This window comes from Sneathiella limimaris (assembly GCF_012932565.1).
In the GTDB taxonomy this organism is placed as follows: Bacteria; Pseudomonadota; Alphaproteobacteria; order Sneathiellales; family Sneathiellaceae; genus Sneathiella; species Sneathiella limimaris.
Map to the genome: position 1 here is coordinate 2,263,670 of NZ_JABBYJ010000001.1, position 20,811 is coordinate 2,284,480.

The following is a 20,811-nucleotide window of genomic DNA, read 5'->3' on the forward strand; positions in this document are numbered from 1 at the left end:
GCAGGGAGCTCAGGATTTTATATCCAACAGAGTTTCCTGCATTTCATCCCAGGTCGAAATGGATTTTAAATTGGCCTCATAGGTGCGCTGAGCCAATTTGTTGTTCACAAGCTCGGTTGCTATGTCCACATTAGGACTCTCTACGTAACCTTCTTCAGAAGCCAAAGCGTGATCTGGTGAATAGGTTAGTGAGTTCGCGGGATCACGTTCACGAATTACGACTTCAGGGCCGCCGCCAGAACCGCTTATTTGCACAGCATCTACGGGCCTGTAGGCAGCTTCTTCACCAGAAGCGCCTGGCTTTCCAACGGTCTGTGAATTGACCAGGTTAGAGGCGCCGACTTCTATGCGGCGGGTTGATGCGTTCAGGCCAGCCAAAGCGGAACTGATAACCGACATGATCCAAACTCCTTTGCATAAAATTTTAAATAAAATTTATGCGAATATAAGATCTAATAATTACCCTTTTTAAGAGAAAATTATTAATAAAAAGTTAAAGGACTGTGTCCGAAGTCTACCCGAACAAGATCAGCCCAACTGTACCGACGAGCAAAATCGCCATCACGTAATTGAAAATTTTAAGTTTTGTGGGACTAGACAAATATCGCCGCAACTGGGTGCCCGCCAGAACCCAAAAAAGGATAGCTGGCAGACTAACCATTGCATGGCCTGTGACGAGTAATCCGATATCTGTCAATGTAACTGGACTTGTTTCAACAAATGCCGATGGGATCGTTCCTGCCAAGATCCAGGCCTTGGGATTGATGTACTGGAATAGGGCAGCTTCTAAGAATGTAAAGGGTTTAGAAACTGTAACACTTGCAATGCTTGAAGATTGGCTGACCCGCCATGCGAGATACAGTAAATAGGCACTCCCGGCATATTTCATGATTGGTTGAATTTCCGGAAATCGGGTGAAGATTTCACCAAGGCCAAAACACACAACTGCCAGCATAAAGAGAAACCCTAGGTAAACCCCCAGAAAATGAGGAATGGTTCTCTTAAAGCCAAAATTTACCCCCGAAGAGGCTAGCATTATATTATTGGGGCCCGGTGTTGCCGAATTTAAAAAGGAATACGACAAGAGAGCGGTAAAGGCGACTGACATGGGGATGCTCCTTATGTCAGTATTGTTGACCTAATTCCATTGAGAAGTCAATCTATCAAGTCGTCGTTTGTGAGCCCTGCGTCACAAATTTGGACCAATCCTCCAAAAGTTTGAGGAAAGCTTCGCTATCAAGGGTTAGGCTGTCTGTCTCATCAAATTGATTGCTGATCGTAATTTTAGCTTGCTTCAAAGTTATATCGTAAAGGTTACCAGACAGATTAAAGCTGGAAAGGCTGGCACTACTGATCCTGTTTTGAAGAAGCTTGCACAGCACCATGTCTTGTTGAATTTCACTTTCCAAATATGATTTTAGAACATTGAAGGCTGCGTCGATTTCCAGTCGATACAGGCCTGTTTCTTCATCTTTCAGAATTTCGTAGTTCATCGATTGTCTGCTTCATAAATAGGGTAGGCAGTTACGATTTTTCCATTGGGAAGCAGATATCCTTCTATGAAGTAACCGGCTCCTGATTTCCCGCGCCATTTTCCAGCATTTCTCTTTTCGCTATCTTGAAAGGCTTTCAAGATCAGGCCAACAATAGTTGGCTTTGAAACATCATTTGGAAACATGCTTGAAAACTTTGATTTCCAGAGTTTATCAGCAGGGCCGAATATTTCAACTATGGCTGTGTAGATGCCCAGTCGATTAGGGCCAGATAATATTTTTTGGATCCGCGCTTTTTGAGGCTCCTCAGGATTTGACACATGATGGAAGCCAGTTGCTTTTCCCCGCTTGTTGATTTCACCCTCAAAAATGTGGGTTAGATTAATTTGAGGGTGAGTATCTGACCAGCGCGGCGCTTCTTGTGCCGATGCTGCAAATTGAAAAAGAGCTGTAAATAGAAGGAATAAGAGCCCGCCATTCAAGGCTTTTCTCATGTGGGCGGTGCTCCTGAAACGAAACTTTCAACCAAGCTTCGGGCGACAAGGTTCCAGCCATCTACTAAAACAAAGAAGATCAGCTTAAAAGGCAGGGCAATCATCACAGGCGGGAGCATCATCATACCCATGGACATCAAAATCGATGCAACCACCATATCGATGACAAGAAAAGGCACAAAAAGCAGAAAACCAATCTCAAATGCCCGCTTGAGTTCACTAATCATGAAGGATGGTATTAGGACCTTGAGAGGGATTTCTTCGGGGGTCTGGACAGTCTCTGTCGCGCTCAGATCCATGAATAGTTGCACATCTTTTTCGCGTGCATGTTTCAACATGAAGTCCCGAAAAGGAAGTGCCATCCTTTCAAAAGCAGTTGTTTCGTCAATCTCCTCATTTATCAGGGGGAGCAAGCCGTTGTCATAAGCGGCTTGAAAGGTCGGCGCCATAATAAACGCGGTCAGGAACAAGGCGAGGGAGATGATCACCACGTTTGGAGGCGTCGTTTGAACCCCGAGCGCACTTCTAAGAAGAGACAGGACGACAATAAGGCGTGTAAATGATGTTGTAACAATTAGGATTGCAGGCGCCAGGCTTAGCACAGTCATCAGGACAACGATCTGCACAATTCGACCAGTTAGAGGGCCCGTTGCATCTCCCAGATCCAGACTTAAGGTTTGGGCAATAGCCTCAGCAGGAATGAAGAAGGCAATGACACCCAACGCTAGGGTGATGCCTAGAAAAACGGGCAGCGAAAAGAGCTTGCCAATTATCTTTTTTGAGAGAGGGCTTCTCATTCTTCCGCATTCCCGCGTAAATGTAATGGTTTCAAGCTTGGAAATTTAGGCTCTTGATGACCATCGGCCTCAAGATCTTCTGTTCTTTCATGGGCGTCATTCGCCTGTGGCTCAGAATGTTCGCTCTTGGCGTGTTTTTTAGGCGCAGGGATGTTGCTCTCTACCACAAGATCTCCATCTGGGCCCAAAAGTAACAGATGTTCCTGATCGTCACGCCGTACTAAGACGAGGCGCCGCTTTGCATCCAGACCTATCATCTGAGAGATTGCCAGACGACGTTTTGAACTCCGGTGTTTTTCCGCTGATGGCACAAACCCAAATCTTCGGACTGCATAGGCGATCAACGTGATAAGTCCCAGGACGAAAACGAGAACAACAAGATATTTGGCATACAAGAGTAAATCCATTTCGTATCACTTGCGTCCTTGTGACGTATCTGCCTCCGCGTTACCTTTGGTATATCGAAAAATCATAAGGCTGTTTTAAATCACACGTCCAGTAAATTGATGTGCTGGGTTAAATCCTCGTATTTTTTCTGGATCTCTTTGGATAGATTGTCGAGCAGGGTAAGCAGTTCTTCAAGCCCTTTTTGAAGCTCGCCTGTATCCTCTGCACCAAGAGTTTTGGCATTTTGATATAGAACGCCAAGTTTGTCCGGTATTTTGGAAATGTCCACATCTTCCCCTCTGGCTGTTTTAGCCAGGCTACTCTCCAGTTCCTGCTTCATAATCTGGATATCTTCAAGAAGCTGATCAGTTGTCATCTGGTATCTCGGGTACTTCGAACTGTGGTGGTGACATATCTATATTCTGTGCCTTGTAAAGGTAGGACAGGATTTCAGATACTGCCGCAAAGGCTTCAAGGGGTATTGGACTGTCTACATCGACTTGAGTCAGAATCTGCGCCAGATCTGCATCCTCGCGAACTTTGACCCCGTTCTCAAAGGCGATTTTCAAGATTTGTTCCGCAAGCTCGCCTTTGCCTGTTGCTGTCACAACCGGCGCCGAAGCTGAGCCTTTTTCATGGGACAAGGCAACGGCAATAGCCGGATCGCTTTTATTTGTCCTATCGTCACTCATGCGGGTACAAACTCTCTGATTAGGGACGCTACGCCTGTCATCTAGGTTTAAGTTAGTCTGGCATAAGAATACAGCGAAAAATTAACTATAATCAAATTTAGACTTACCGATCCAAAAAGACAGGTTTTGTTGTTGCTTCTTAGACACTTATCTACATTTCAGGAACTGATTGAGCTCTGTTTGGGCGGTCTATTTCCGCAATAAGCGATCAGTTGCGTAAAAAAGATTTGAGTTAAAACAATATTTCAGAATATCAGAATAATCTGTTTCATCTATTGCGGATTGCAATTTCTTTTCATTTTCAGGTTGCAAGTCGTTTAGGGAATGATTATGTTCCGCTCGCCGACAAGGACAAGTCGTGCATCTGACGGCCGCCAGCCGGACGTCTTCCCGATGAGACTTAGTCTCATTACTAGCAGCAGATAAATTGGATTTGCTTCACTGCCCGACAGGATGATGACCTGTGATTATGGCGAATTGCCGGGTTGGGGAGTGTTTGGTGAGTAGACGATCCTGTCCGTCAGGATCGTAAATGAAAGGAAAATGATCACTATGCAACTGGAGAACACGCTGAGCGGTAAAAAAGTCGCTATTCTTGTCGCAAATGGTTTTGAAGAATCCCACATGACAGACTTGCACAAGACTTTGGTAGAGACTGGCGCAGATGTGAAAATTGTATCTCCTGAAAAAGGTGTAGTGAATAGCTGGCACAATAATGGTTGGGGCCATTTCTTCCCAGCAAATGCATTTTTGCCAACTTCCATGTCCCATCATTTTGATGCGGTTATTGTTCCTGGTGGCTCTCGTCATGTTCAGCGCCTGAGTTCAGACCCTCAAACTGCTCGCTTCATGAAGGGCTTCATGGAAGACAATAAACCGGTTGCTTTGTTTGAAGACGCAGCTCAGATCATCGCAGTTGGCGATCTGGTTGAGCACCGGAACTTGGTGGAAGTTGAGAGCACAAAAGAGCGTTTGATTGAGTTTAAAGCAGATCTTCAGGACGAAAACCTGGTTGTCGATGATATGCTTTGTACAGCCAAAGGCGAAATCCTTCCACTGGTTTACAAATTCGTAGAATGTATTCAGTCTTATGAGCCTGAAGCTTGGGAAGCAGCTTAAACTTCTGCTTTTAAAGAGAATTTTCAGAAAACGCCTCCATGAATAGGGGGCGTTTTTTTTGTCTGTTTGGTTGAATTTAGCGAAGATTTAACCGAAAAATTTACCTTTTGTTTACAAATTGTACATAAGGTAAGAAGTGCAGATTTGTGGCGGAAATTGTGAGAGACCTATGAGTTTAAAAAGCATACCCTTATTCAGTGCGCTAACAGAACGCATGAAATGGTTATCACAACGTCAGTCTGTTCTTTCCCAGAATATTGCTAACTCGGACACTCCTGGCTATCGGGCCTCTGACCTGAAACCTCAGAGTTTTGAAGACCTTGTCAAAGGTTCAAAAGAAGCCAAGGTCTATATGGCCTCGACGAGTGAAGGGCATATCGTGAATGAGCAGAAGAAGCCATTTAATCCGAAAGTTGAACGCGAGCATTATGAGGTCACGCCAGCAGGTAACGCTGTTGTTTTGGAAGATCAAATGATGAAACTCGCAGACACGCAGATGCAATATCAAATGACCACATCACTTTACAAGAAGCAGGTTGGTTTGCTTAAAACTGCTCTTGGTCGCGGTAGATAGGAGCTTTTGAGATGGATCTTTTGAAATCAATCAAGCTTGCTGCTGCTGGGATGAAGGCTCAGGGCGAGCGTATGCGGGTCATTTCTGAAAACCTGGCCAACAAAGACAGCGTCGGCCGAACACCGGAACAGGATCCTTATCGCCGGAAGATTATAACCTTTAAGAACAATCTCGATCGGGAACTGAACGCTCAAAAAGTAGAGGTCGATAAAATTACTGAGGATAAATCAGAATTTCAGAAACGCTTCGATCCTAGTCATCCGGCTGCGGACGAAGAAGGTTATGTGAAAACGCCAAACGTTAATTCATTAGTTGAATTGATGGATATGAAAGAGACACAACGGTCCTACAAGGCAAATATTCAGACAATCGAAGCCTCAAAACGAATGATTGCACAAACATTGGATATTTTGCGATAATAGCTTGAGAGACTAAGGTAAGGATTTCCATGGTAGAAACATCTCCAATCTCAGCCACCCAAGCCTATGCGAAAGCATTGGAACAGGCTGCCGACAGCAAAGGCCAAGGCGCAGCCGTTGGTGTGGATGAAGTTAAATCCGGACCAAGTTTTTCTGAGCTGCTAGACGAAGCTGGCCAGTCAGCCATTCAGGATGGAATGGCATCTGAGAAAACCTCACTCCAGTCATTGACGGGAGAAGCCGGTCTCGTTGATATTGTGACTGCCGTGAGTAGTGCAGAAGTGACACTAGAAACAGTTGTCTCTGTTCGCGATCGTGTAATTCAGGCTTATCAAGACATCATAAAAATGCCAATCTAATGATCCAAAGGATCAATTGATTGGCAAGAGGTTCAAGATGACACCAACAGATGTTGTGGATGTGGCAAGGGAAGCCATTTGGGTTCTGTTGCAGGTTTCCGCGCCAATCATGTTGGTAGCACTTGGGGTAGGTCTTGTTGTCGCTTTGATTCAGGCCTTGACCCAGATTCAAGAAATGACTTTGGCGTTTGTGCCAAAAATTCTTGCGATATTCCTCTCTCTTATCATTTTCTTTCCCTTTATGATTTCGGCGATGATCGATCTAATGGATTTGATCACACAGCGGATCTCTGCCTTGTAGGTGGCTGAGAGATGCTGGAGGAATATCTTACAACAAATATTTTTGCATTTTTATTAGTCTTTGCCCGTATCGGGACCCTTTTTATGGTCGTTCCCGGATTTGGGGAGGGGTTTGTATCTCCCAGGGTTCGATTGTCCATTGCTTTGGCAGTCAGCTTTCTCATCATGCAGTTTGTTCAGGATCGACTGCCGGGTGAGCCATCAAATGTATTTGAGCTATTATTGTTGTTGGGTTCAGAAATCATTATTGGCCTTCTTATCGGAGGGGCTTTGCGAATGGCCATTAGTGCCTTGCATATTGGAGGCACAATTATCGCGCAGCAATCCGGTCTAGCTGCGGCTCAGTTTTTTGACCCAGGTCAAATGACGCAAGGCGCGATTACCAGTAGTTTTTTGACCCTGATGGGGATCACGATGATCTTTGTCACTGATCTACATCACTTGTTTTTACAAGGTGCCTATGCCAGCTATGAATTGTTCCCCGTTTATCAGCTTCCTCCTTTTGGTGATCTTGCCGATCTGGTTGCTGGTTTTGTGGCAGGAAGCTTCAAGCTAGGGTTCCAAATTTCGGCTCCTTTTTTGGTATATGGATTAACTTTTTATATTGGTGTTGGCCTTATAAATAGACTGATGCCACAGGTTCAGATTTTTTTCGTGGCAATGCCCCTGCAAATAATTCTGGCGTTTGCAATATTTGCGATTACCGTGGGGGCCAGCATTATGTGGTTCATTAATTATTACGAAGAAACGCTCATGCAGTTTCTTGGGACCTAATTGAATGGCAGAAGATCAAGACGACGCTCAAAAGACCGAGGAGCCGACCCAGAAAAAACTGGAGGACGCTCATAAGAAAGGTCAGGTCGCTAAATCCCAGGAAGTTAGCCATTGGTTTATGACCATGGGCATATCGCTTGTTGTCTTGATCTTTATGGCTGGCCTTGGAAAAGGTCTCTCATTTGATCTGTTTAAATTTGTTGAACAGCCTCATGCAATTCCAGTCAGCTCTGGAAACCTGGCAAATACATTCCAACAACTTGGGTACGCAGTCGTTGGCGTTTTAGCGCCGGTACTTGGGATTTTGATGATTTTCGGTCTGGCAGGAACAGTCATCCAGCATCGACCCGTTTTTACTGCTGAGAGAATAAAGCCTAAACTTAATAAAATTTCCCTCTTTGGAGGTGTGAAGCGACTTTTTTCAATGAAATCCTTCGCGGAATTTCTCAAAGGAATTTTAAAGCTGTTGCTGGTGGGCTCCATCGCTTTCATGTTTGTTGCCCCTGAGATGGACGAGCTTCAATTGGTAATGACTTATGACATGATCGGTGTCCTGTCATTGGTTGAGCAACAGATCCTGAGTTTACTGCTAGGTGTTGCCTCTGTCATGGCGGTTATTGGTGGATTGGACTTGTTGTATCAGAAGTATAATCACACCAAAGAACTTCGGATGACCAAGCAGGAGATTAAGGACGAGAACAAACAGTCCGAGGGTGATCCTATGATCAAGTCGCGTTTGCGTTCTTTGAGATTGCAACGCTCTCGCCAACGGATGATGCAGGCAGTTCCGTCCGCAGATGTGGTCGTAACAAACCCGACCCATTATGCAGTTGCTTTGAAATATGATCAGGCGGTTGATCGGGCACCGATGGTGTTGGCAATGGGGCAGGACAATATCGCTCTCAAAATTCGCGAACTTGCTAACGAAAATGAAATACCTATTGTAGAAAATCCACCGTTGGCTCGTGCGCTTTACGCATCCTGCGAGTTGGAACAGGAAATTCCATACGAACACTATCGTGCTGTGGCCGAAATTATCGGCTATGTGATGCGTCTGAAAAAGAAATAGAGGGGACAAGACCGGATCATGGGGTCAGATAAAAAGGTTCGGGCGAAAAATCGCAGATTTTCACTGGGAGTTGATGCACGCCAATTAGCGGCGGCGTACTTCCTGGTCGCAACATTGATTGTCATTGCGGCTTTATTGGGCCGCGAAATGAGTCTTGTGAATTTAACCATTCTGAGCTTCATGGTTTTGGCCGCTATGGGGATCGGGCTTTGGTACCTGATTTTCTATGGTTTGCGACGTGCAGCTTCAGGTGAGCTCGATTTGCTGACAGAATTTGTGTCATCTAGTCCTGAAGGTCGTTTGATGACAACAAAGACCGGCGAATTTGTAATGGCAAATGACGCCTATTTTGAAACTCTGAAATTGAACAAGCGATCCAGCCCTAAAACACTGATGGAGGCTATGGATCACAACATCGCCGCACGTGAACAGCTTCGAGCTTTGTATAATGCAGCTTTGCGCGATGAAACGAAGAACCTGCGAGTTGAGGTCAAAACCACTGATGGTCGTTGGCTCTCAATTCTGGCTCATTCAATCAGGGCCTTGCCGCAATACATCATCTGGTATGTCGCAGAAACAACTATTCAGCACAAAATTGAAGAGGTTGAAAGAGGTGAACGGGAAAAACTGACGGAATATTTTAATAATGCACCTGTTGGTTTCTATTCACTTGATAGTCGCGGAAGAATTCAGTTTGTAAACCGGATATTCGCAGAATGGCTGGGTTATCATCAGCGTGAATTGTCAGAAGGTAATCTCTCTTTCTCAGATCTTGTCGCGAAAGGCGATGAGCGGCAGCTGAACCTTATGGATAGCATGGGTAGTGATAATTATCGCTACGAAGGCGAACTTAAATTAAATCGGCGTGACGGTACTGTATTGCCTGTCCATATTACACAAACAACCGTTAAGGACGAAGATGGGGAGATAGTTGGATCACGAAGTGTGGTTCGCGAAATGCTGCAGGAGCAGCTCTGGAAAGAGCGGGTGGAAAGTGCTGAAGAGCATTTCCGGCGCTTTTTTGAGGCAGCGCCAATCGGTATTGTTCTTCTTGATGCCAACGGTATTTTGGTGGAAGGGAACCCAGCTTTCCGTGTCATGACGGAAACTGTTGTTGATAGTGCAATTGGACGACATGTGACTGAATTGGTCGCTGAGAGTGATCGGTCTACGCTTGAGGAATGCCTGAAAGAGGCGACAGCCAGTGATAAAGCGCCAAAAGCAGTTGAGATGAAATTGGAAGGCGGTAACCGCGTTGCCAATTTCTATATCAGTGTGGTCGGAAGCGGCGATGCGGGATCAGAAAGCATCCTCATCCATATCATTGATACGTCTGCCCAGCGGCAATTGGAAGTCCAGTTTGCGCAAAGTCAGAAAATGCAGGCAGTTGGTCAACTGGCCGGTGGTATTGCCCATGACTTTAATAACCTGCTGACGGCAATGATCGGTTTCTGTGATCTTCTGCTTCTGAGGCACCAGGTTGGTGACCAATCCTATTCTGATATCAATCAGATTAAGCAGAATGCTAATCGCGCTGCGGGCCTAGTGCGGCAGCTATTGGCCTTCTCACGTCAACAGACACTTCGCCCAAAAGTTACAGATCTCACTGAAGTATTGGCTGAACTCTCGAACTTGTTGCGGCGGCTGATTGGTGAAACAATTGTTCTCGAAATCAAACATGCGAGAGACTTGTGGCTTGTGAAGGTTGACCCGAGCCAATTCGAACAAGTGGTGATTAACCTCGCTGTGAATGCCCGGGATGCAATGGGCGGTGATGGCAAACTAACATTCCGAACTGAAAACTATGTTGTCCATAAACGAGGGGTGGATGCACATGAGCTTGTCCCTGAAGGGGAATATATCAAAATTCATGTCTCGGACACCGGTACAGGCATTCCAAAAGAAGTGCTATCCAAGATTTTTGATCCCTTCTTTACAACCAAGAAAGTGGGCGAAGGAACCGGTCTTGGGTTAAGTACGGTTTACGGTATCATCAAGCAGACTGGTGGATTTATTTTCGCCCATAACAATGAAGATGGTGTTGGTACGACCTTTGAGATTCTTTTGCCGCGATATATGGAAGCGCAAAGCGAAGAAGATGTCGCTGCAATCGATCCGCAAAAAGTTCATAAGGATCTATCCGGTATTGGAACAGTCCTGCTGGTAGAGGATGAAGATCCGGTACGCTTGTTTGCTTCTCGTGCGTTACAGAATAAGGGATATGAAGTTCTGCAGGCTGATTGCGGCGAAACAGCATTGGAGCTTGCGGAGACTTACGAAGGTAAAATTGATTTGCTGATTACAGACGTTGTCATGCCCAATATGGACGGGCCAACTCTGGTGAAGAATATTACAAAGCAAAAACCCGACTTAAAAATTATCTTTATTTCTGGTTATGCTGAGGATGCCTTCCGCAAAGACCTGGATTTTGATATCGATAAAATCGAGTTTCTGCCTAAACCGTTTTCCCTCAAAGAGATAGCGGAGAAGGTCAAGGAAGTTATGATCCAATAAAAAAGGAGCCGAAAGGCTCCTTTTTCAATTCTGCGTTAGCCTTTTTTCTTGCCCGGGTGGATACTCATATACTTGGCAATGATCTCCAGCATAATCTCGTTCGCACCGCCACCAATTGCTGTGACCCTTAAGTCCCTGAGGGCGCGAGAGATGTAGTTTTCGTTCATCACACCTTGACCGCCCCAGAATTGCAGGCATTCATTCGGGACTTTAACGGCTAACTTTCCAATAAGGTATTTGCCCATTGAGGCCAGCTTGGTGACATCCTCACCTTGCATATAAAGATCTGCAGCCCGGTAGAGGAGGGCACGCAGGGCTTCAACCTCTGCAGAAAGAGCAGCTAGTCTGTGATATACAGTTTGATTGCTCAAGATTGAATTTCCGAACACTTTGCGTTGGTCGGTATATTCAATGGTTTCGTCTATTAGCACTTCCAATACCCGAAGGCCCCGTGCGACGGCAAACATCCTCTCCTCCTGGAACTGTTCCATTTGATAGGTAAAACCTTTGCCTTCTTCGCCGATCCGGTTACTGACAGGAACGCGCACGTTATCAAAGAAAAGTTCGGCGGTATCTGAGCTGACTAGTCCAAGCTTATCAAGCTTACGGGAGACGCTCACACCTTTACTTTTAAGTGGGACAATAATAAGCGACTTGTTTCGGTGGATATTCTTATCGTCGGAGGTATTGCAAAGGAGGCAAATCCAGTCACCTTGAACACCGTTTGTGATCCACATTTTGGATCCATTAATGACATAGTCATCGCCATCCCGTTTTGCTGTGGTTCTGATAGCAGCCACGTCTGAGCCAGCCGTGTTTTCACTGACACCGATACAGCCAACAAGATCTCCTGCAATTGTGGGAGCAAGATATTGCTCTTTCAACTCTCCGCTACCATACAATGCAAGGGCTGGCGTACACATGGTTGTTTGAACACCGATAGAAGTGGATACGCCATTTCCTCTGATGTTTCCGAGGGCTTCTGCAAAGACCATCTCATAGGAAAAATCGAGGTCCATCCCGCCATATTCAACTGGCTTGCCAATCCCAAGAAGACCAGCTTCCGCGAATTTTTTCATAACTTGATGGGCGGGGTATATCTCTGCTTTCTCCCACTCATCCATATAGGGGTTCACATGTTCTTCAATGACCCGTTTGGTAGTTTCCATGATCTGAAGATGTTCATGTGTTAGCTTCATTTTGTATCCTTTCTTATTGTTTTTATTTATGAAAAGGAGATTACCCTTTTTTGAGGCTCTTGATGAAGTCTGAGTCGTCTACGCGATGAAATCCGTCATAGGCTGGAAGCCTGTTGTGATCTGGAACTTCATAATTAATTGTCGTATTCGGAACACCGCCGTCTACTCGTAAAGTCTCACCGGTAATGAAGGCCGCTGCTGGGCAAAGAAGAAATACAACAGCAGCAGATATCTCAGATTCTGTTCCTAACCGCTTGGTTGGCATTTTTTGAGCCCGAGTTCGGATCGTTTTCTTATGCTCATCACTATAGGTATCAAGACCCGAGGAGGCGATAATCCCTGGGGCAACAGCGTTTACCCGAACTCCATAATGAGCCCATTCCAAAGCAGCCGTTTTAGTGAAATTGACCATTCCCGCTCGGGAAGCGCCAGAGTGGCCCATGTTGGGCATAGAGTGCCAAAAATCAGCGACAATATTCACAATATTACCGCCAGTTTCTTTCATTCTTTGAAGGAGGAGTTCTTTGCTGACCAGAAAACCGCCGGTCAAATTATTTCGGACAACCGCCTCCCAGCCATTGATGCTGATATCCTCAAGCTTTGCGGCAAATTGACCGCCGGCATTATTTACGAGATGGTGAATGGGGCCAACGGTTTTAAGGATACTCTCGATCGCCTCTTTGACTGCATCCTCTTTGCGTATATCAAAGGTGAAGCCGTATGCTTTGCCGCCATCCTCCTGGATCTCGGCAATTACCTTGTCCAGTTTATCTTGAGAGCGACCGCTGATGACAACCGTAGCTCCCAGTCTTGCCATTTCATGTGCGATGCAGCGGCCAATGCCACTTCCACCTCCGGTGATCAAGACCGCTTGGTCTTTGAATAGGTCATTTTTGAAGACTGTATCGTAAGACATGCACACCCGCTCATTCTTGTTTTTTAAAGTATAGTTTCAAGAATGGCGGGCAATTTCAACAAAATTATAAAGCTAGCTTATTAATTCAGGGTTGCTTGTCAGATGTTACTGTCGGGAAAACTGCTTTTCCGTTGTTGGATGAAGGCATTCAAGGCTTCGTCAATGGCAGGATCGATTGCCGGTGCCTCATATTCGGACAGCATTTTCTTCCAAAGGCTATTTGCCCGCATTGCCATATCAAGAGAGCCTTCTGCTTGCCATTGCTCGACTGAATTATTATCCGCAAGTTTGGAGCGATAAAAAGCAGATTCAAAATTTCGCTGCGTATGATCACAGCCGAGGAAATGGCCACCTGGTCCCACTTCTCTCAGAGCATCCATGGCTTGAGCATTTTCGTCCATTTCAACGCCAGCCGCCAGCACTTCCATCATGGATAGTTGGTCCATATCCATAACGAATTTCTCGTATGAAGTTACCAATCCGCCTTCAAGCCAGCCAGCAGCATGCAGTGCAAAATTAACGCCTGAAGTTACTGTCGCTTGAATAGTTTGGGCGCTTTCATATCCAGATTGAGCATCTGGGAGTTTAGATGCCGTAAAAGAACCACCAGATCGAAATGGAAGGTTCATGCGCCGGGCGAGGGCGGAGGCGCCATTTAAAACCAGCAAGCTTTCAGGCGTTCCAAAAGTTGGGGCACCGGACTGCATTGAAATTGAAGAGACAAATGTTCCAAAAATGACTGGCGTGCCAGGACGGATCAGCTGCGTCAGTGCCATTCCCGCAAGAACCTCAGCAAGGATTTGTGTTAGCGTTCCAACTGGGCTGACCGGGCTCATGGCGCCTGAGAGAATAAAGGGTGATACAACGCAAGCCTGATGATGAGCCGCGTACACCTTCAAAGCCCCCAGCATAGTCGCATCATAGGTCATTGGTGAATTGACATTCACCAGATTGAGCATCACGCAGTTATTTTCAACAAACTCCTCACCAAATGCAATTTTCGCAAGGCTTACGCTATCTTCTGCCCGTTCAGGTGCCGTTACTGATCCCATGAACGGTTTGTCTGAATATTTTATATGACTATAAACCATATCCAGATGCCGTTTATTGACGGGCAGGTCTACAGGCTCGCACACAGTTCCACCGGAATGATGTAGTGACGGGGCCATATAAGCCAGCTTCACAATATTTTGAAAATCTTCCAGCGTTCCATACCGGCGCCCTTTGTCCAGACAGGATACAAACGGCGGTCCATAAACAGGTGCAAAGACGATATGGTCGCCACCGATCTGAACATTCCGGGCAGGGTTTCGAGCAAACTGTGTAAATTCAGAGGGTGCAGTTTTTAAAAGAGATCGACAAAGCCCTTTCGGAAAGTGAACACGAGTTCCTTTAACGGTTGCACCTGCATCCTTCCAGATTTTTAGAACCTCTTCGTCTTCCAGGAAATTCAGTCCAATCTCTTCAAGTACTATATCAGCGTTGGCTTCGACAATTTCCAATGCCTCATCACTCACAAGATTGGTCACTGGAATTTTCCGAATGATGTAAGGGCTTTTCGCACCTTGATTGCTTTGCCGGGCTTCTCTTCTCGCTGAACGTCCCCGACGTCCTTTAGATCTGGTAGGCTCTGCAGTCATCCCATTCCCCTGTTATTTGGAACCGCAAAATTCGATGACAATAAGAATGATAAAAAGGGGATTTGCTGACTAGCTCGAAGTCGTCTCTTTTAATCTTTCATTGGCGCTTTTTGAATAGTCGACCCTTTCGAATTTTGGGGGCTGAAATCACTTCAAAGCTGCATGGCGTTTCAGGAACATCGAATGTCGCGGTTTGGTTAGCCAATAAATGTGCTGAAGTTCAATTTTGTTTCATGGGATATGCCGCAAAACGGCAACTGGGAGCAAAAGGGTACTTTTTATGAAAACACATGCGCGGGTCGTCGTAATTGGGGGCGGTGTTGTTGGCGTTAGCACGCTTTATCATCTGACGAAAAAGGGATGGTCGGATGTCGTTCTTCTTGAGCGTACGGAATTGACTGCCGGTTCGACCTGGCATGCTGCAGGTTTGTTACCGCTCTTTAACATGAGTTATACGGTTGGCCAGATCCACAAATACAGTGTTGATCTTTACAAATCTCTTCAGGCTGAAACGGGCCAGGATGTCAGCTTTCATGTCACAGGGAATTTGCGTCTTGCCTGTAGTCAGGAGCGGATGGACGAATACCTGAAATATTGCGGGACCGCTAATACCATCGGTGTTCCTTTTGAAATGATCACCCCTTCAGAGGTAAAAGAGCTATGGCCGCTCTGTAACACAGAAGGCTTGGTGGGCGCCCTGTATCATCCGGATGACGGGCATATTGCGCCGGTGGATCTGACTAACGCATTGGCGATAGGCGCTAAAAACAATGGCGGAACTATTTATCGTCAAACAGAAGTGCTGGCCATAGAACAACAAGCCAATGGTGAATGGCTGATAAAGACAAATAAAGGCGATATTATCGCTGAGCATGTTGTGAGCTGTACTGGCAACTATGCGCGGCAGACGCTGTCTATGGTGGGACTGGATATACCGGTTATTCCCGTTGAACATCAATATATCGTCACTGATGAAGTGCCTGAGCTGGTCGAGCGTAAAAAAGCGGGACTGCCGGAAATGGCAGTACTTCGTGAAAGTGATGCCTCTTATTATCTTCGCGAAGAGCGACAGGGATATATTCTTGGTCCCTACGAGAAGGGAGCACCTGCCTGTTTCGTGGACGGCGTTCCAGAAACATTTGGTCAGGATCTGTTCCCTGGCGATTTGGAAAGACTACTTCCCCATGTGGAGGCGACGATCAATAGGGTTCCGTCTTTTGAGAACGCTGGGATCAAAGATATCGTGAATGGTCCAATCGCTTACACTCCGGATGGAAGTCCAATGATTGGACCTGCATGGGGGCTTAAGAACTTTTGGGTAAACGAAGGTCACAGCTTTGGTGTAACTGCCGCAGGCGGTTCTGGTTGGCAATTGGCAGAATGGATTACCGAAGGCGAGCCGGGTATCGACATGATGGCTGTTGATCCTCGCCGGTTTGGGGCTTATGCCACCAAGCCCTATACAAAAATCAAAAATGAAGAATGTTACGAGCATGTCTTTGTTATTCATTACCCGGATGAGGAGCGCCCAGCTGCACGCCCGTTGCGGCAGAGCCCTTGTCATGACCGTCTCGCTTTCCGGGGAGCTGTTTTTGGTCAGCGTTATGGTTGGGAACGCCCAAATTGGTTTGCCCCTGAAGGGGTCGAGCCAGTAGACGACTGGAGTTTCCGTCGGTCAAAGTATTTTGAGCATGTGGGTAATGAAGTCCGTAATCTTCGAAAGAATGCTGGCTTGATAGACATTACCAGCTTCTCGAAGTTTGAAGTTAGTGGGCCTGGGGCAGAAGACTATTTGAGCAAACTTGTTTGCCGGAAATTGCCTATTGCAACAGGGCGTATTCATCTCAGTCATGTTTTAAATAGCCGAGGTGGTATTCGGTCAGAGTTCACTATTATGAAGGATGGCCCGAACAAATACTATTTGGTGAGCTCCGGTGCCGCCGAGCGATTTGATTTTGACTTCCTAACAAAACATCTTCCAAACGATAACTCAGTTCGATTGGACAATGTGACAACTCAACATGGTGTGCTGGTACTTGCCGGACCACGAGCCCGCGATATCTTATCTAAGGTAACCGATGCTGATTTGTCGTCAGACGCATTCAGGTGGCTGACAGGTCAACATATAACGGTGGGATTGGCACCATGCCGTGCCATGCGCGTCAATTTTGTTGGGGACTTAGGCTGGGAGCTACATCATCCAATTGAGTATCAGAACCATATCTTTGACGCGCTTGTAAAAGCGGGAGAAGAATTTGGGCTCGGTATGTGTGGAATGCGGGCGATGGATAGCCTCCGAATGGAGAAGAACTATCGGATGTGGGCGCAAGATCTGACGAGAGACTACACGATTTTTGAAGCCGGACTGGATCGCTTCGTTCATTTGGATAAAGGGGACTTTATCGGCAGGGATGCCCTTATCAAACAGAAGGAAGCTGGTATTCCTCAGAAATTCGTCGCGCTGGAGATTTACGGCATTACAGACGCCGATGCAATCGGGAATGAGCCTCTTCGCGATATGGATGGAAATATGGTGGGACGTGTCACTGCTGGTGCCTATGGGCATTGGGTGGAGAAGAGCCTCGCTCAAGGATATGTGGCGAGTGAAAGCAGTGATATCGGAACGCGATTAAGTGTCGAAATTCTTGGGCAATCATATGATGCGGAGATCATTGAGGAGTCTGCGTATGATCCAGAGAATGTCAGCTTGCGGGCTTAGGGTTGGTATTTGGTTAAGGTTGATTGGCGGAGTGGGACATGGACGAAGATGATATTGATCTGACAACTTTAAGCGATGAGGAACTTGTCGAACAGATGCATGATGATCTGTATGACGGGTTGGCAGACGAAGTTGTTGAAGGGACAGAAATTCTTCTGGATCGAGGTTGGGAGCCGTATCGGATTCTAACGGATGCGCTGGTAGAAGGCATGCGGATTGTCGGCATAGATTTTAGGGATGGTATCCTATTTGTTCCGGAGGTTTTGCTTTGCGCTAATGCCATGAAATCCGGGATGGAGGTTCTGAAGCCTCTCCTGGCGGAAACCGGTGCCCCAAAAGCTGGAAAAATGGTGATTGGGACTGTTAAAGGCGACATTCACGACATTGGTAAAAACCTTGTCATTATGATGATGGAAGGTGCTGGCTTTGAAGTGATTGATATCGGCATCAACAACCCGGTTGAGAAATATCTAGAAGCGCTGGAAGAGCATGAGCCCGATATTCTGGGCATGTCGGCTCTTCTGACAACGACCATGCCTTATATGAAAGTAGTTGTGGATGCCATGGTCGAGAAAGGCATACGCAATGACTACATCGTCATGGTGGGTGGAGCGCCGCTGAACGAGGAATTCGCTGATAGTGTTGGGGCTGACGCTTACGGGCGTGATGCCGCAATGACAGTGGAGATCGCAAAGCAGAAAATGGCGGAGCGTAATGTCGCCTGATGCAGTATGAGGACATATATCAGCGCGAATTAAGAACCCTGCTGATTGCCTGCGGGGCTCTTGCGAATGAGGCTATTGCTGTACTCAAACAGCCTGGCCTCACGCATATTGAGCTGACTTGTCTACCTGCAAAACTCCACAATACTCCTCAAAAAATCCCGGATCTGCTCCGAACCAAGATCCGGGAGAATAAATCTAAATTCGATAAAATCCTTGTTCTTTATGGGGATTGTGGAACTGGTGGTGGAATTGATGCTGTTCTTCAAGATGAAGGTGCTGAGAGAATAGCTGGTGCTCATTGTTATGAGTTTTATACCGGTACACAGGCGTTTGATGAAATTGCAGATGAGGAGCCTGGGACATTTTATCTTACGGACTTTCTGGTGCGCCATTTCGATACCCTGATATGGCAAGGGTTGAAGTTAGATAAGCACCCTCAACTCCTTCCCCAAATTTTTGGAAACTATAAACGGCTTGTTTATCTGGCTCAGTTGAGTGACGGCCGATTTGTTGAGGAGGCAAAGATTGCAGCTGAACGTCTCGGTCTTGAATTCGAATACGTCTTTACGGGCTTGCATACTGTCGAAGACTTCTTGTTTGAAAAGGTTACCACATGAAGTTGATGTTGATCTCTTGGCGCGATATCCCGTCTCAACTGGTTTTGAAAGAAGGACGTAAATCAGTCAAACATCTCCTGAGTGATCGATTTCAGGAGGCGATTGACCGTGCAGCCATGCGGGACAAATCCCATGATACTGATGACTATTTGGAAGGCTGGAAGCGCGAGGAGATAGCAACAGTCTCGGGAGACGCTGATGCGCTCATTAAAAGTCAGGCCGATGAGTTGGAAGGGCGATATGATGCTTCATATTTGGAAAAGCTCGTAAAAAGCGGGGGATGGGAGGGGAAGAATGGTTAAGGTCGCTTACCATCCTGCACAGCAGAACCCGATTGCCAGAACCCGTTCAGCCTTCACCATCCGTCTCTGGTCTGTAAGACATTCTCGTTTTCTGGAGAAGATCTACAAAGGTCTGGCATCTCTGTTTTTAAAACTACATCCGGTGTGGACAGCTTTAGGATATAGCAGGGTGGAAAAACCTGTTGTTGCCGTAGAGAAACGCGTTAAAGCCTTTCTGTTTGATTGCCGAATGTGCGGGCAATGCGTCTTAAGTGATACGGGGATGTCTTGCCCAATGAACTGCCCAAAATCATTGCGAAATGGACCCTGCGGCGGTGTGCGGTCTAATGGCAATTGCGAGGTGGAACCTGACATGCCCTGCGTATGGGGGGAGGCGTGGAAAGGCAGCCAGCAAATGCAGGGGGGAGATCAGATTTTAAAGGTTCAAAAGCCCATTGATCATTCTTTGCGGGGAAGTTCGGCCTGGCTTCGGGCAACTTCAGAGGCAGCACTCCAAGAAGAGGATAAATAAGGCAAGATGGTTCAGTTCGAAGGCATGAGTGACGCTGAATTACCTCTCCCTTTGTTGGAGGGGCATTCTTCCCGTGGGCGGTTGGAGCAGGTTCTTCGGGCGGGAGAGTTTGCTGTTACCGCAGAATTAAATCCGCCAGACAGTGCAGATCCCAATGACGTTTTTGAACGGGGAGCTGTTTTTGATGGTTGGGTGGATGGTATTAACGCAACCGATGGTTCTGGGGCAAATTGTCATATGTCATCTGTTGGGATCTGCGCACTACTAACCCGTGTTGGCTATTCGCCGATTATGCAGATCTCCTGTCGGGATCATAATAGAATTGCGATACAGGGTAATGTTCTCGGTGCTGCCGCTATGGGCGTGAATAATATTCTCTGTCTGACTGGTGATGGGGTTCAGGCTGGTGATCAGCCGGAAGCGAAGCCAGTTTTTGATCTGGATTGCATGTCACTCCTTCGAACCATCCGTCAGATGCGGGATGATGGCATGCTTCTCTCTGGCCGGAAACTGACAACGCCTCCGCGCGTGTTTCTGGGCGCAGCAATTAATCCATTTGCGCCGCCATATGATTTCAGGCCCATGCGATTGGCAAAAAAGATAGAGGCAGGCGCCCAGTTTGTGCAGTCTCAATATTGTTTTGATTTGCCAATGCTCGAAACCTACATGACGCGGGTTCGTGATATGGGGCTTCACGAAAAATGCTTTATTTTGATTGGGGTCGGTCCAATGGCGTCCGCGAGGGCCGCCCGTTGGATCAGAACTAATGTGCCTGGTATTCATATTCCAGATGCGATTATTGACCGTCTGGAAGGAGCAGAAAACCAGAAGGAAGAGGGTAAGAAAATCTGCATTGAAATGTTGCAGCAGATCAGGGAAATGGATGGGGTTTCAGGCGCCCACGTCATGGCATACCGGCAGGAAGAACTAGTCGCGGAAATAGTTCATGAAAGTGGTGTGCTGAAGGGGCGTTCTCCTTGGCGAAGATCCCCAAATCCAGATTTTGCTGCCGTTGCTGAAGCGGTTGAGCATGGCATTGAGCATATGGGCGAGCCGGTAAAACCGTCTGATGCCGTTGCTGCCGCATCTGAATGAGCGGGTGTCGGTTTTGGGAAAGTGATTTTTGAAATTGTTAGCTTAAGTGATTTTAACGTTTGCGCTACCTGCGCCAGACAGGTTTTTTAGGGGATT

At 46.6% G+C, this 20,811-nt stretch carries 25 protein-coding genes; 14 read left to right on the plus strand and 11 right to left on the minus strand.

The window, feature by feature from the left end; all coding sequences use genetic code 11:
- Positions 1–9: 9 nt before the first annotated feature.
- From HH301_RS11030 to HH301_RS11065, 8 genes are all read right to left on the minus strand, one after another.
- Positions 10–399, minus strand: a complete 390-nt coding sequence (locus HH301_RS11030; RefSeq protein WP_169568956.1) for a flagellar basal body rod protein FlgC — start codon at positions 397–399, stop codon at positions 10–12.
- 115 nt (positions 400–514) lie between these two features.
- The gene (locus HH301_RS11035) at positions 515–1,108 is read right to left on the minus strand and encodes a LysE family translocator (RefSeq protein WP_169568957.1); all 594 of its coding nucleotides are present in this window, start codon (positions 1,106–1,108) and stop codon (positions 515–517) included.
- A 55-nt stretch (positions 1,109–1,163) separates the two neighbouring features.
- Positions 1,164–1,493 carry a YacL family protein gene (locus HH301_RS11040; protein ID WP_169568958.1) on the minus strand — a complete coding sequence of 110 codons (330 nt, stop codon included), beginning with the start codon at positions 1,491–1,493 and terminating at the stop codon, positions 1,164–1,166.
- The gene (locus HH301_RS11045; protein ID WP_169568959.1) at positions 1,490–1,987 is read right to left on the minus strand and encodes an EndoU domain-containing protein; all 498 of its coding nucleotides are present in this window, start codon (positions 1,985–1,987) and stop codon (positions 1,490–1,492) included. Before HH301_RS11045 ends, HH301_RS11040 begins: the two co-directional genes overlap by 4 nt.
- Positions 1,984–2,784: a flagellar type III secretion system pore protein FliP gene (fliP, locus tag HH301_RS11050; protein ID WP_169568960.1), complete on the minus strand. Its 801-nt coding sequence runs from the start codon at positions 2,782–2,784 to the stop codon at positions 1,984–1,986. Before fliP ends, HH301_RS11045 begins: the two co-directional genes overlap by 4 nt.
- Complete coding sequence (locus HH301_RS11055; RefSeq protein ID WP_169568961.1) at positions 2,781–3,191, minus strand: flagellar biosynthetic protein FliO; 411 nt, start codon at positions 3,189–3,191, stop codon at positions 2,781–2,783. Before HH301_RS11055 ends, fliP begins: the two co-directional genes overlap by 4 nt.
- Positions 3,192–3,271: 80 nt before the next feature.
- Positions 3,272–3,547 (minus strand): hypothetical protein, encoded by a 276-nt coding sequence (locus tag HH301_RS11060; protein ID WP_169568962.1) that lies wholly within the window; start codon positions 3,545–3,547, stop codon positions 3,272–3,274.
- The gene (locus tag HH301_RS11065; RefSeq protein WP_169568963.1) at positions 3,537–3,863 is read right to left on the minus strand and encodes an EscU/YscU/HrcU family type III secretion system export apparatus switch protein; all 327 of its coding nucleotides are present in this window, start codon (positions 3,861–3,863) and stop codon (positions 3,537–3,539) included. Before HH301_RS11065 ends, HH301_RS11060 begins: the two co-directional genes overlap by 11 nt.
- 543 nt (positions 3,864–4,406) lie before the next feature.
- On the opposite strand from HH301_RS11065, the gene HH301_RS11070 reads away from it, so the two are divergent.
- The 8 genes from HH301_RS11070 (at position 4,407) to HH301_RS11105 (ending at position 10,991) form a co-directional block, all read left to right on the plus strand.
- Positions 4,407–4,982, plus strand: coding sequence for a DJ-1/PfpI family protein (locus HH301_RS11070; protein ID WP_206378271.1), 576 nt, complete (start codon positions 4,407–4,409; stop codon positions 4,980–4,982).
- Positions 4,983–5,151: 169 nt separating this feature from the next.
- Entirely contained in the window at positions 5,152–5,556 is a 405-nt protein-coding gene (gene flgB, locus HH301_RS11075) for a flagellar basal body rod protein FlgB (protein ID WP_169568965.1), read from the plus strand.
- 11 nt (positions 5,557–5,567) lie between these two features.
- Positions 5,568–5,975, plus strand: coding sequence for a flagellar basal body rod protein FlgC (gene flgC / locus HH301_RS11080; protein ID WP_169568966.1), 408 nt, complete (start codon positions 5,568–5,570; stop codon positions 5,973–5,975).
- A 29-nt stretch (positions 5,976–6,004) separates the two neighbouring features.
- Positions 6,005–6,334, plus strand: coding sequence for a flagellar hook-basal body complex protein FliE (gene fliE / locus HH301_RS11085; RefSeq protein WP_169568967.1), 330 nt, complete (start codon positions 6,005–6,007; stop codon positions 6,332–6,334).
- A 37-nt stretch (positions 6,335–6,371) separates the two neighbouring features.
- Complete coding sequence (fliQ, locus tag HH301_RS11090) at positions 6,372–6,635, plus strand: flagellar biosynthesis protein FliQ (protein WP_169568968.1); 264 nt, start codon at positions 6,372–6,374, stop codon at positions 6,633–6,635.
- An 11-nt stretch (positions 6,636–6,646) separates the two neighbouring features.
- Positions 6,647–7,408, plus strand: a complete 762-nt coding sequence (gene fliR / locus HH301_RS11095) for a flagellar biosynthetic protein FliR (protein ID WP_169568969.1) — start codon at positions 6,647–6,649, stop codon at positions 7,406–7,408.
- Positions 7,409–7,412: 4 nt separating this feature from the next.
- Positions 7,413–8,477, plus strand: a complete 1,065-nt coding sequence (gene flhB / locus HH301_RS11100; RefSeq protein WP_169568970.1) for a flagellar biosynthesis protein FlhB — start codon at positions 7,413–7,415, stop codon at positions 8,475–8,477.
- Positions 8,478–8,495: 18 nt separating this feature from the next.
- Positions 8,496–10,991: a hybrid sensor histidine kinase/response regulator gene (locus HH301_RS11105; protein ID WP_169568971.1), complete on the plus strand. Its 2,496-nt coding sequence runs from the start codon at positions 8,496–8,498 to the stop codon at positions 10,989–10,991.
- A 35-nt stretch (positions 10,992–11,026) separates the two neighbouring features.
- On the opposite strand, the gene HH301_RS11110 is transcribed toward HH301_RS11105, so the two are convergent.
- The 3 genes from HH301_RS11110 to HH301_RS11120 form a co-directional block, all read right to left on the minus strand.
- A complete protein-coding gene (locus tag HH301_RS11110; RefSeq protein ID WP_169568972.1) occupies positions 11,027–12,190 on the minus strand; it encodes an acyl-CoA dehydrogenase family protein in 1,164 nt (387 codons plus the stop codon).
- A gap of 40 nt (positions 12,191–12,230) precedes the next feature.
- On the minus strand, positions 12,231–13,106 hold the full coding sequence (locus HH301_RS11115; RefSeq protein WP_169568973.1) for an SDR family oxidoreductase: 876 nt from the start codon (positions 13,104–13,106) through the stop codon (positions 12,231–12,233).
- Positions 13,107–13,204: 98 nt separating this feature from the next.
- Complete coding sequence (locus HH301_RS11120; RefSeq protein ID WP_169568974.1) at positions 13,205–14,746, minus strand: trimethylamine methyltransferase family protein; 1,542 nt, start codon at positions 14,744–14,746, stop codon at positions 13,205–13,207.
- A 280-nt stretch (positions 14,747–15,026) separates the two neighbouring features.
- Here HH301_RS11120 and HH301_RS11125 point away from each other — a divergent pair, with 280 nt between their 5' ends.
- Genes HH301_RS11125 through HH301_RS11150 form a run of 6 tightly spaced genes read left to right on the plus strand, consistent with a single transcriptional unit; the run spans position 15,027 to position 20,715 of the window.
- Complete coding sequence (locus HH301_RS11125; protein WP_169568975.1) at positions 15,027–17,465, plus strand: GcvT family protein; 2,439 nt, start codon at positions 15,027–15,029, stop codon at positions 17,463–17,465.
- A 38-nt stretch (positions 17,466–17,503) separates the two neighbouring features.
- A complete protein-coding gene (locus tag HH301_RS11130; protein ID WP_169568976.1) occupies positions 17,504–18,190 on the plus strand; it encodes a corrinoid protein in 687 nt (228 codons plus the stop codon).
- A complete protein-coding gene (locus HH301_RS11135; RefSeq protein ID WP_169568977.1) occupies positions 18,190–18,807 on the plus strand; it encodes a DUF1638 domain-containing protein in 618 nt (205 codons plus the stop codon). The genes HH301_RS11130 and HH301_RS11135 overlap by 1 nt, the downstream gene beginning before the upstream one ends.
- The gene (locus tag HH301_RS11140) at positions 18,804–19,109 is read left to right on the plus strand and encodes a virulence factor (protein ID WP_169568978.1); all 306 of its coding nucleotides are present in this window, start codon (positions 18,804–18,806) and stop codon (positions 19,107–19,109) included. Before HH301_RS11135 ends, HH301_RS11140 begins: the two co-directional genes overlap by 4 nt.
- A complete protein-coding gene (locus HH301_RS11145) occupies positions 19,102–19,620 on the plus strand; it encodes a methylenetetrahydrofolate reductase C-terminal domain-containing protein (RefSeq protein ID WP_169568979.1) in 519 nt (172 codons plus the stop codon). Before HH301_RS11140 ends, HH301_RS11145 begins: the two co-directional genes overlap by 8 nt.
- A gap of 6 nt (positions 19,621–19,626) precedes the next feature.
- Positions 19,627–20,715: a methylenetetrahydrofolate reductase gene (locus HH301_RS11150; RefSeq protein WP_169568980.1), complete on the plus strand. Its 1,089-nt coding sequence runs from the start codon at positions 19,627–19,629 to the stop codon at positions 20,713–20,715.
- Positions 20,716–20,811: the final 96 nt, after the last annotated feature.

Excerpts from the sequence above, each read along its gene's own strand:
- HH301_RS11030 (WP_169568956.1), bottom strand. The coding sequence starts at position 399 with ATGTCGGTTATCAGTTCCGCTTTGGCTGGCCTGAACGCATCAACCCGC.
- HH301_RS11035 (WP_169568957.1), bottom strand. The coding sequence starts at position 1,108 with ATGTCAGTCGCCTTTACCGCTCTCTTGTCGTATTCCTTTTTAAATTCG.
- HH301_RS11040 (WP_169568958.1), bottom strand. The coding sequence starts at position 1,493 with ATGAACTACGAAATTCTGAAAGATGAAGAAACAGGCCTGTATCGACTG.
- HH301_RS11045 (WP_169568959.1), bottom strand. The coding sequence starts at position 1,987 with ATGAGAAAAGCCTTGAATGGCGGGCTCTTATTCCTTCTATTTACAGCT.
- fliP (WP_169568960.1), bottom strand. The coding sequence starts at position 2,784 with ATGAGAAGCCCTCTCTCAAAAAAGATAATTGGCAAGCTCTTTTCGCTG.
- HH301_RS11055 (WP_169568961.1), bottom strand. The coding sequence starts at position 3,191 with ATGGATTTACTCTTGTATGCCAAATATCTTGTTGTTCTCGTTTTCGTC.
- HH301_RS11060 (WP_169568962.1), bottom strand. The coding sequence starts at position 3,547 with ATGACAACTGATCAGCTTCTTGAAGATATCCAGATTATGAAGCAGGAA.
- HH301_RS11065 (WP_169568963.1), bottom strand. The coding sequence starts at position 3,863 with ATGAGTGACGATAGGACAAATAAAAGCGATCCGGCTATTGCCGTTGCC.
- HH301_RS11070 (WP_206378271.1), top strand. The coding sequence starts at position 4,407 with ATGATCACTATGCAACTGGAGAACACGCTGAGCGGTAAAAAAGTCGCT.
- flgB (WP_169568965.1), top strand. The coding sequence starts at position 5,152 with ATGAGTTTAAAAAGCATACCCTTATTCAGTGCGCTAACAGAACGCATG.
- flgC (WP_169568966.1), top strand. The coding sequence starts at position 5,568 with ATGGATCTTTTGAAATCAATCAAGCTTGCTGCTGCTGGGATGAAGGCT.
- fliE (WP_169568967.1), top strand. The coding sequence starts at position 6,005 with ATGGTAGAAACATCTCCAATCTCAGCCACCCAAGCCTATGCGAAAGCA.
- fliQ (WP_169568968.1), top strand. The coding sequence starts at position 6,372 with ATGACACCAACAGATGTTGTGGATGTGGCAAGGGAAGCCATTTGGGTT.
- fliR (WP_169568969.1), top strand. The coding sequence starts at position 6,647 with ATGCTGGAGGAATATCTTACAACAAATATTTTTGCATTTTTATTAGTC.
- flhB (WP_169568970.1), top strand. The coding sequence starts at position 7,413 with ATGGCAGAAGATCAAGACGACGCTCAAAAGACCGAGGAGCCGACCCAG.
- HH301_RS11105 (WP_169568971.1), top strand. The coding sequence starts at position 8,496 with ATGGGGTCAGATAAAAAGGTTCGGGCGAAAAATCGCAGATTTTCACTG.
- HH301_RS11110 (WP_169568972.1), bottom strand. The coding sequence starts at position 12,190 with ATGAAGCTAACACATGAACATCTTCAGATCATGGAAACTACCAAACGG.
- HH301_RS11115 (WP_169568973.1), bottom strand. The coding sequence starts at position 13,106 with ATGTCTTACGATACAGTCTTCAAAAATGACCTATTCAAAGACCAAGCG.
- HH301_RS11120 (WP_169568974.1), bottom strand. The coding sequence starts at position 14,746 with ATGACTGCAGAGCCTACCAGATCTAAAGGACGTCGGGGACGTTCAGCG.
- HH301_RS11125 (WP_169568975.1), top strand. The coding sequence starts at position 15,027 with ATGAAAACACATGCGCGGGTCGTCGTAATTGGGGGCGGTGTTGTTGGC.
- HH301_RS11130 (WP_169568976.1), top strand. The coding sequence starts at position 17,504 with ATGGACGAAGATGATATTGATCTGACAACTTTAAGCGATGAGGAACTT.
- HH301_RS11135 (WP_169568977.1), top strand. The coding sequence starts at position 18,190 with ATGCAGTATGAGGACATATATCAGCGCGAATTAAGAACCCTGCTGATT.
- HH301_RS11140 (WP_169568978.1), top strand. The coding sequence starts at position 18,804 with ATGAAGTTGATGTTGATCTCTTGGCGCGATATCCCGTCTCAACTGGTT.
- HH301_RS11145 (WP_169568979.1), top strand. The coding sequence starts at position 19,102 with ATGGTTAAGGTCGCTTACCATCCTGCACAGCAGAACCCGATTGCCAGA.
- HH301_RS11150 (WP_169568980.1), top strand. The coding sequence starts at position 19,627 with ATGGTTCAGTTCGAAGGCATGAGTGACGCTGAATTACCTCTCCCTTTG.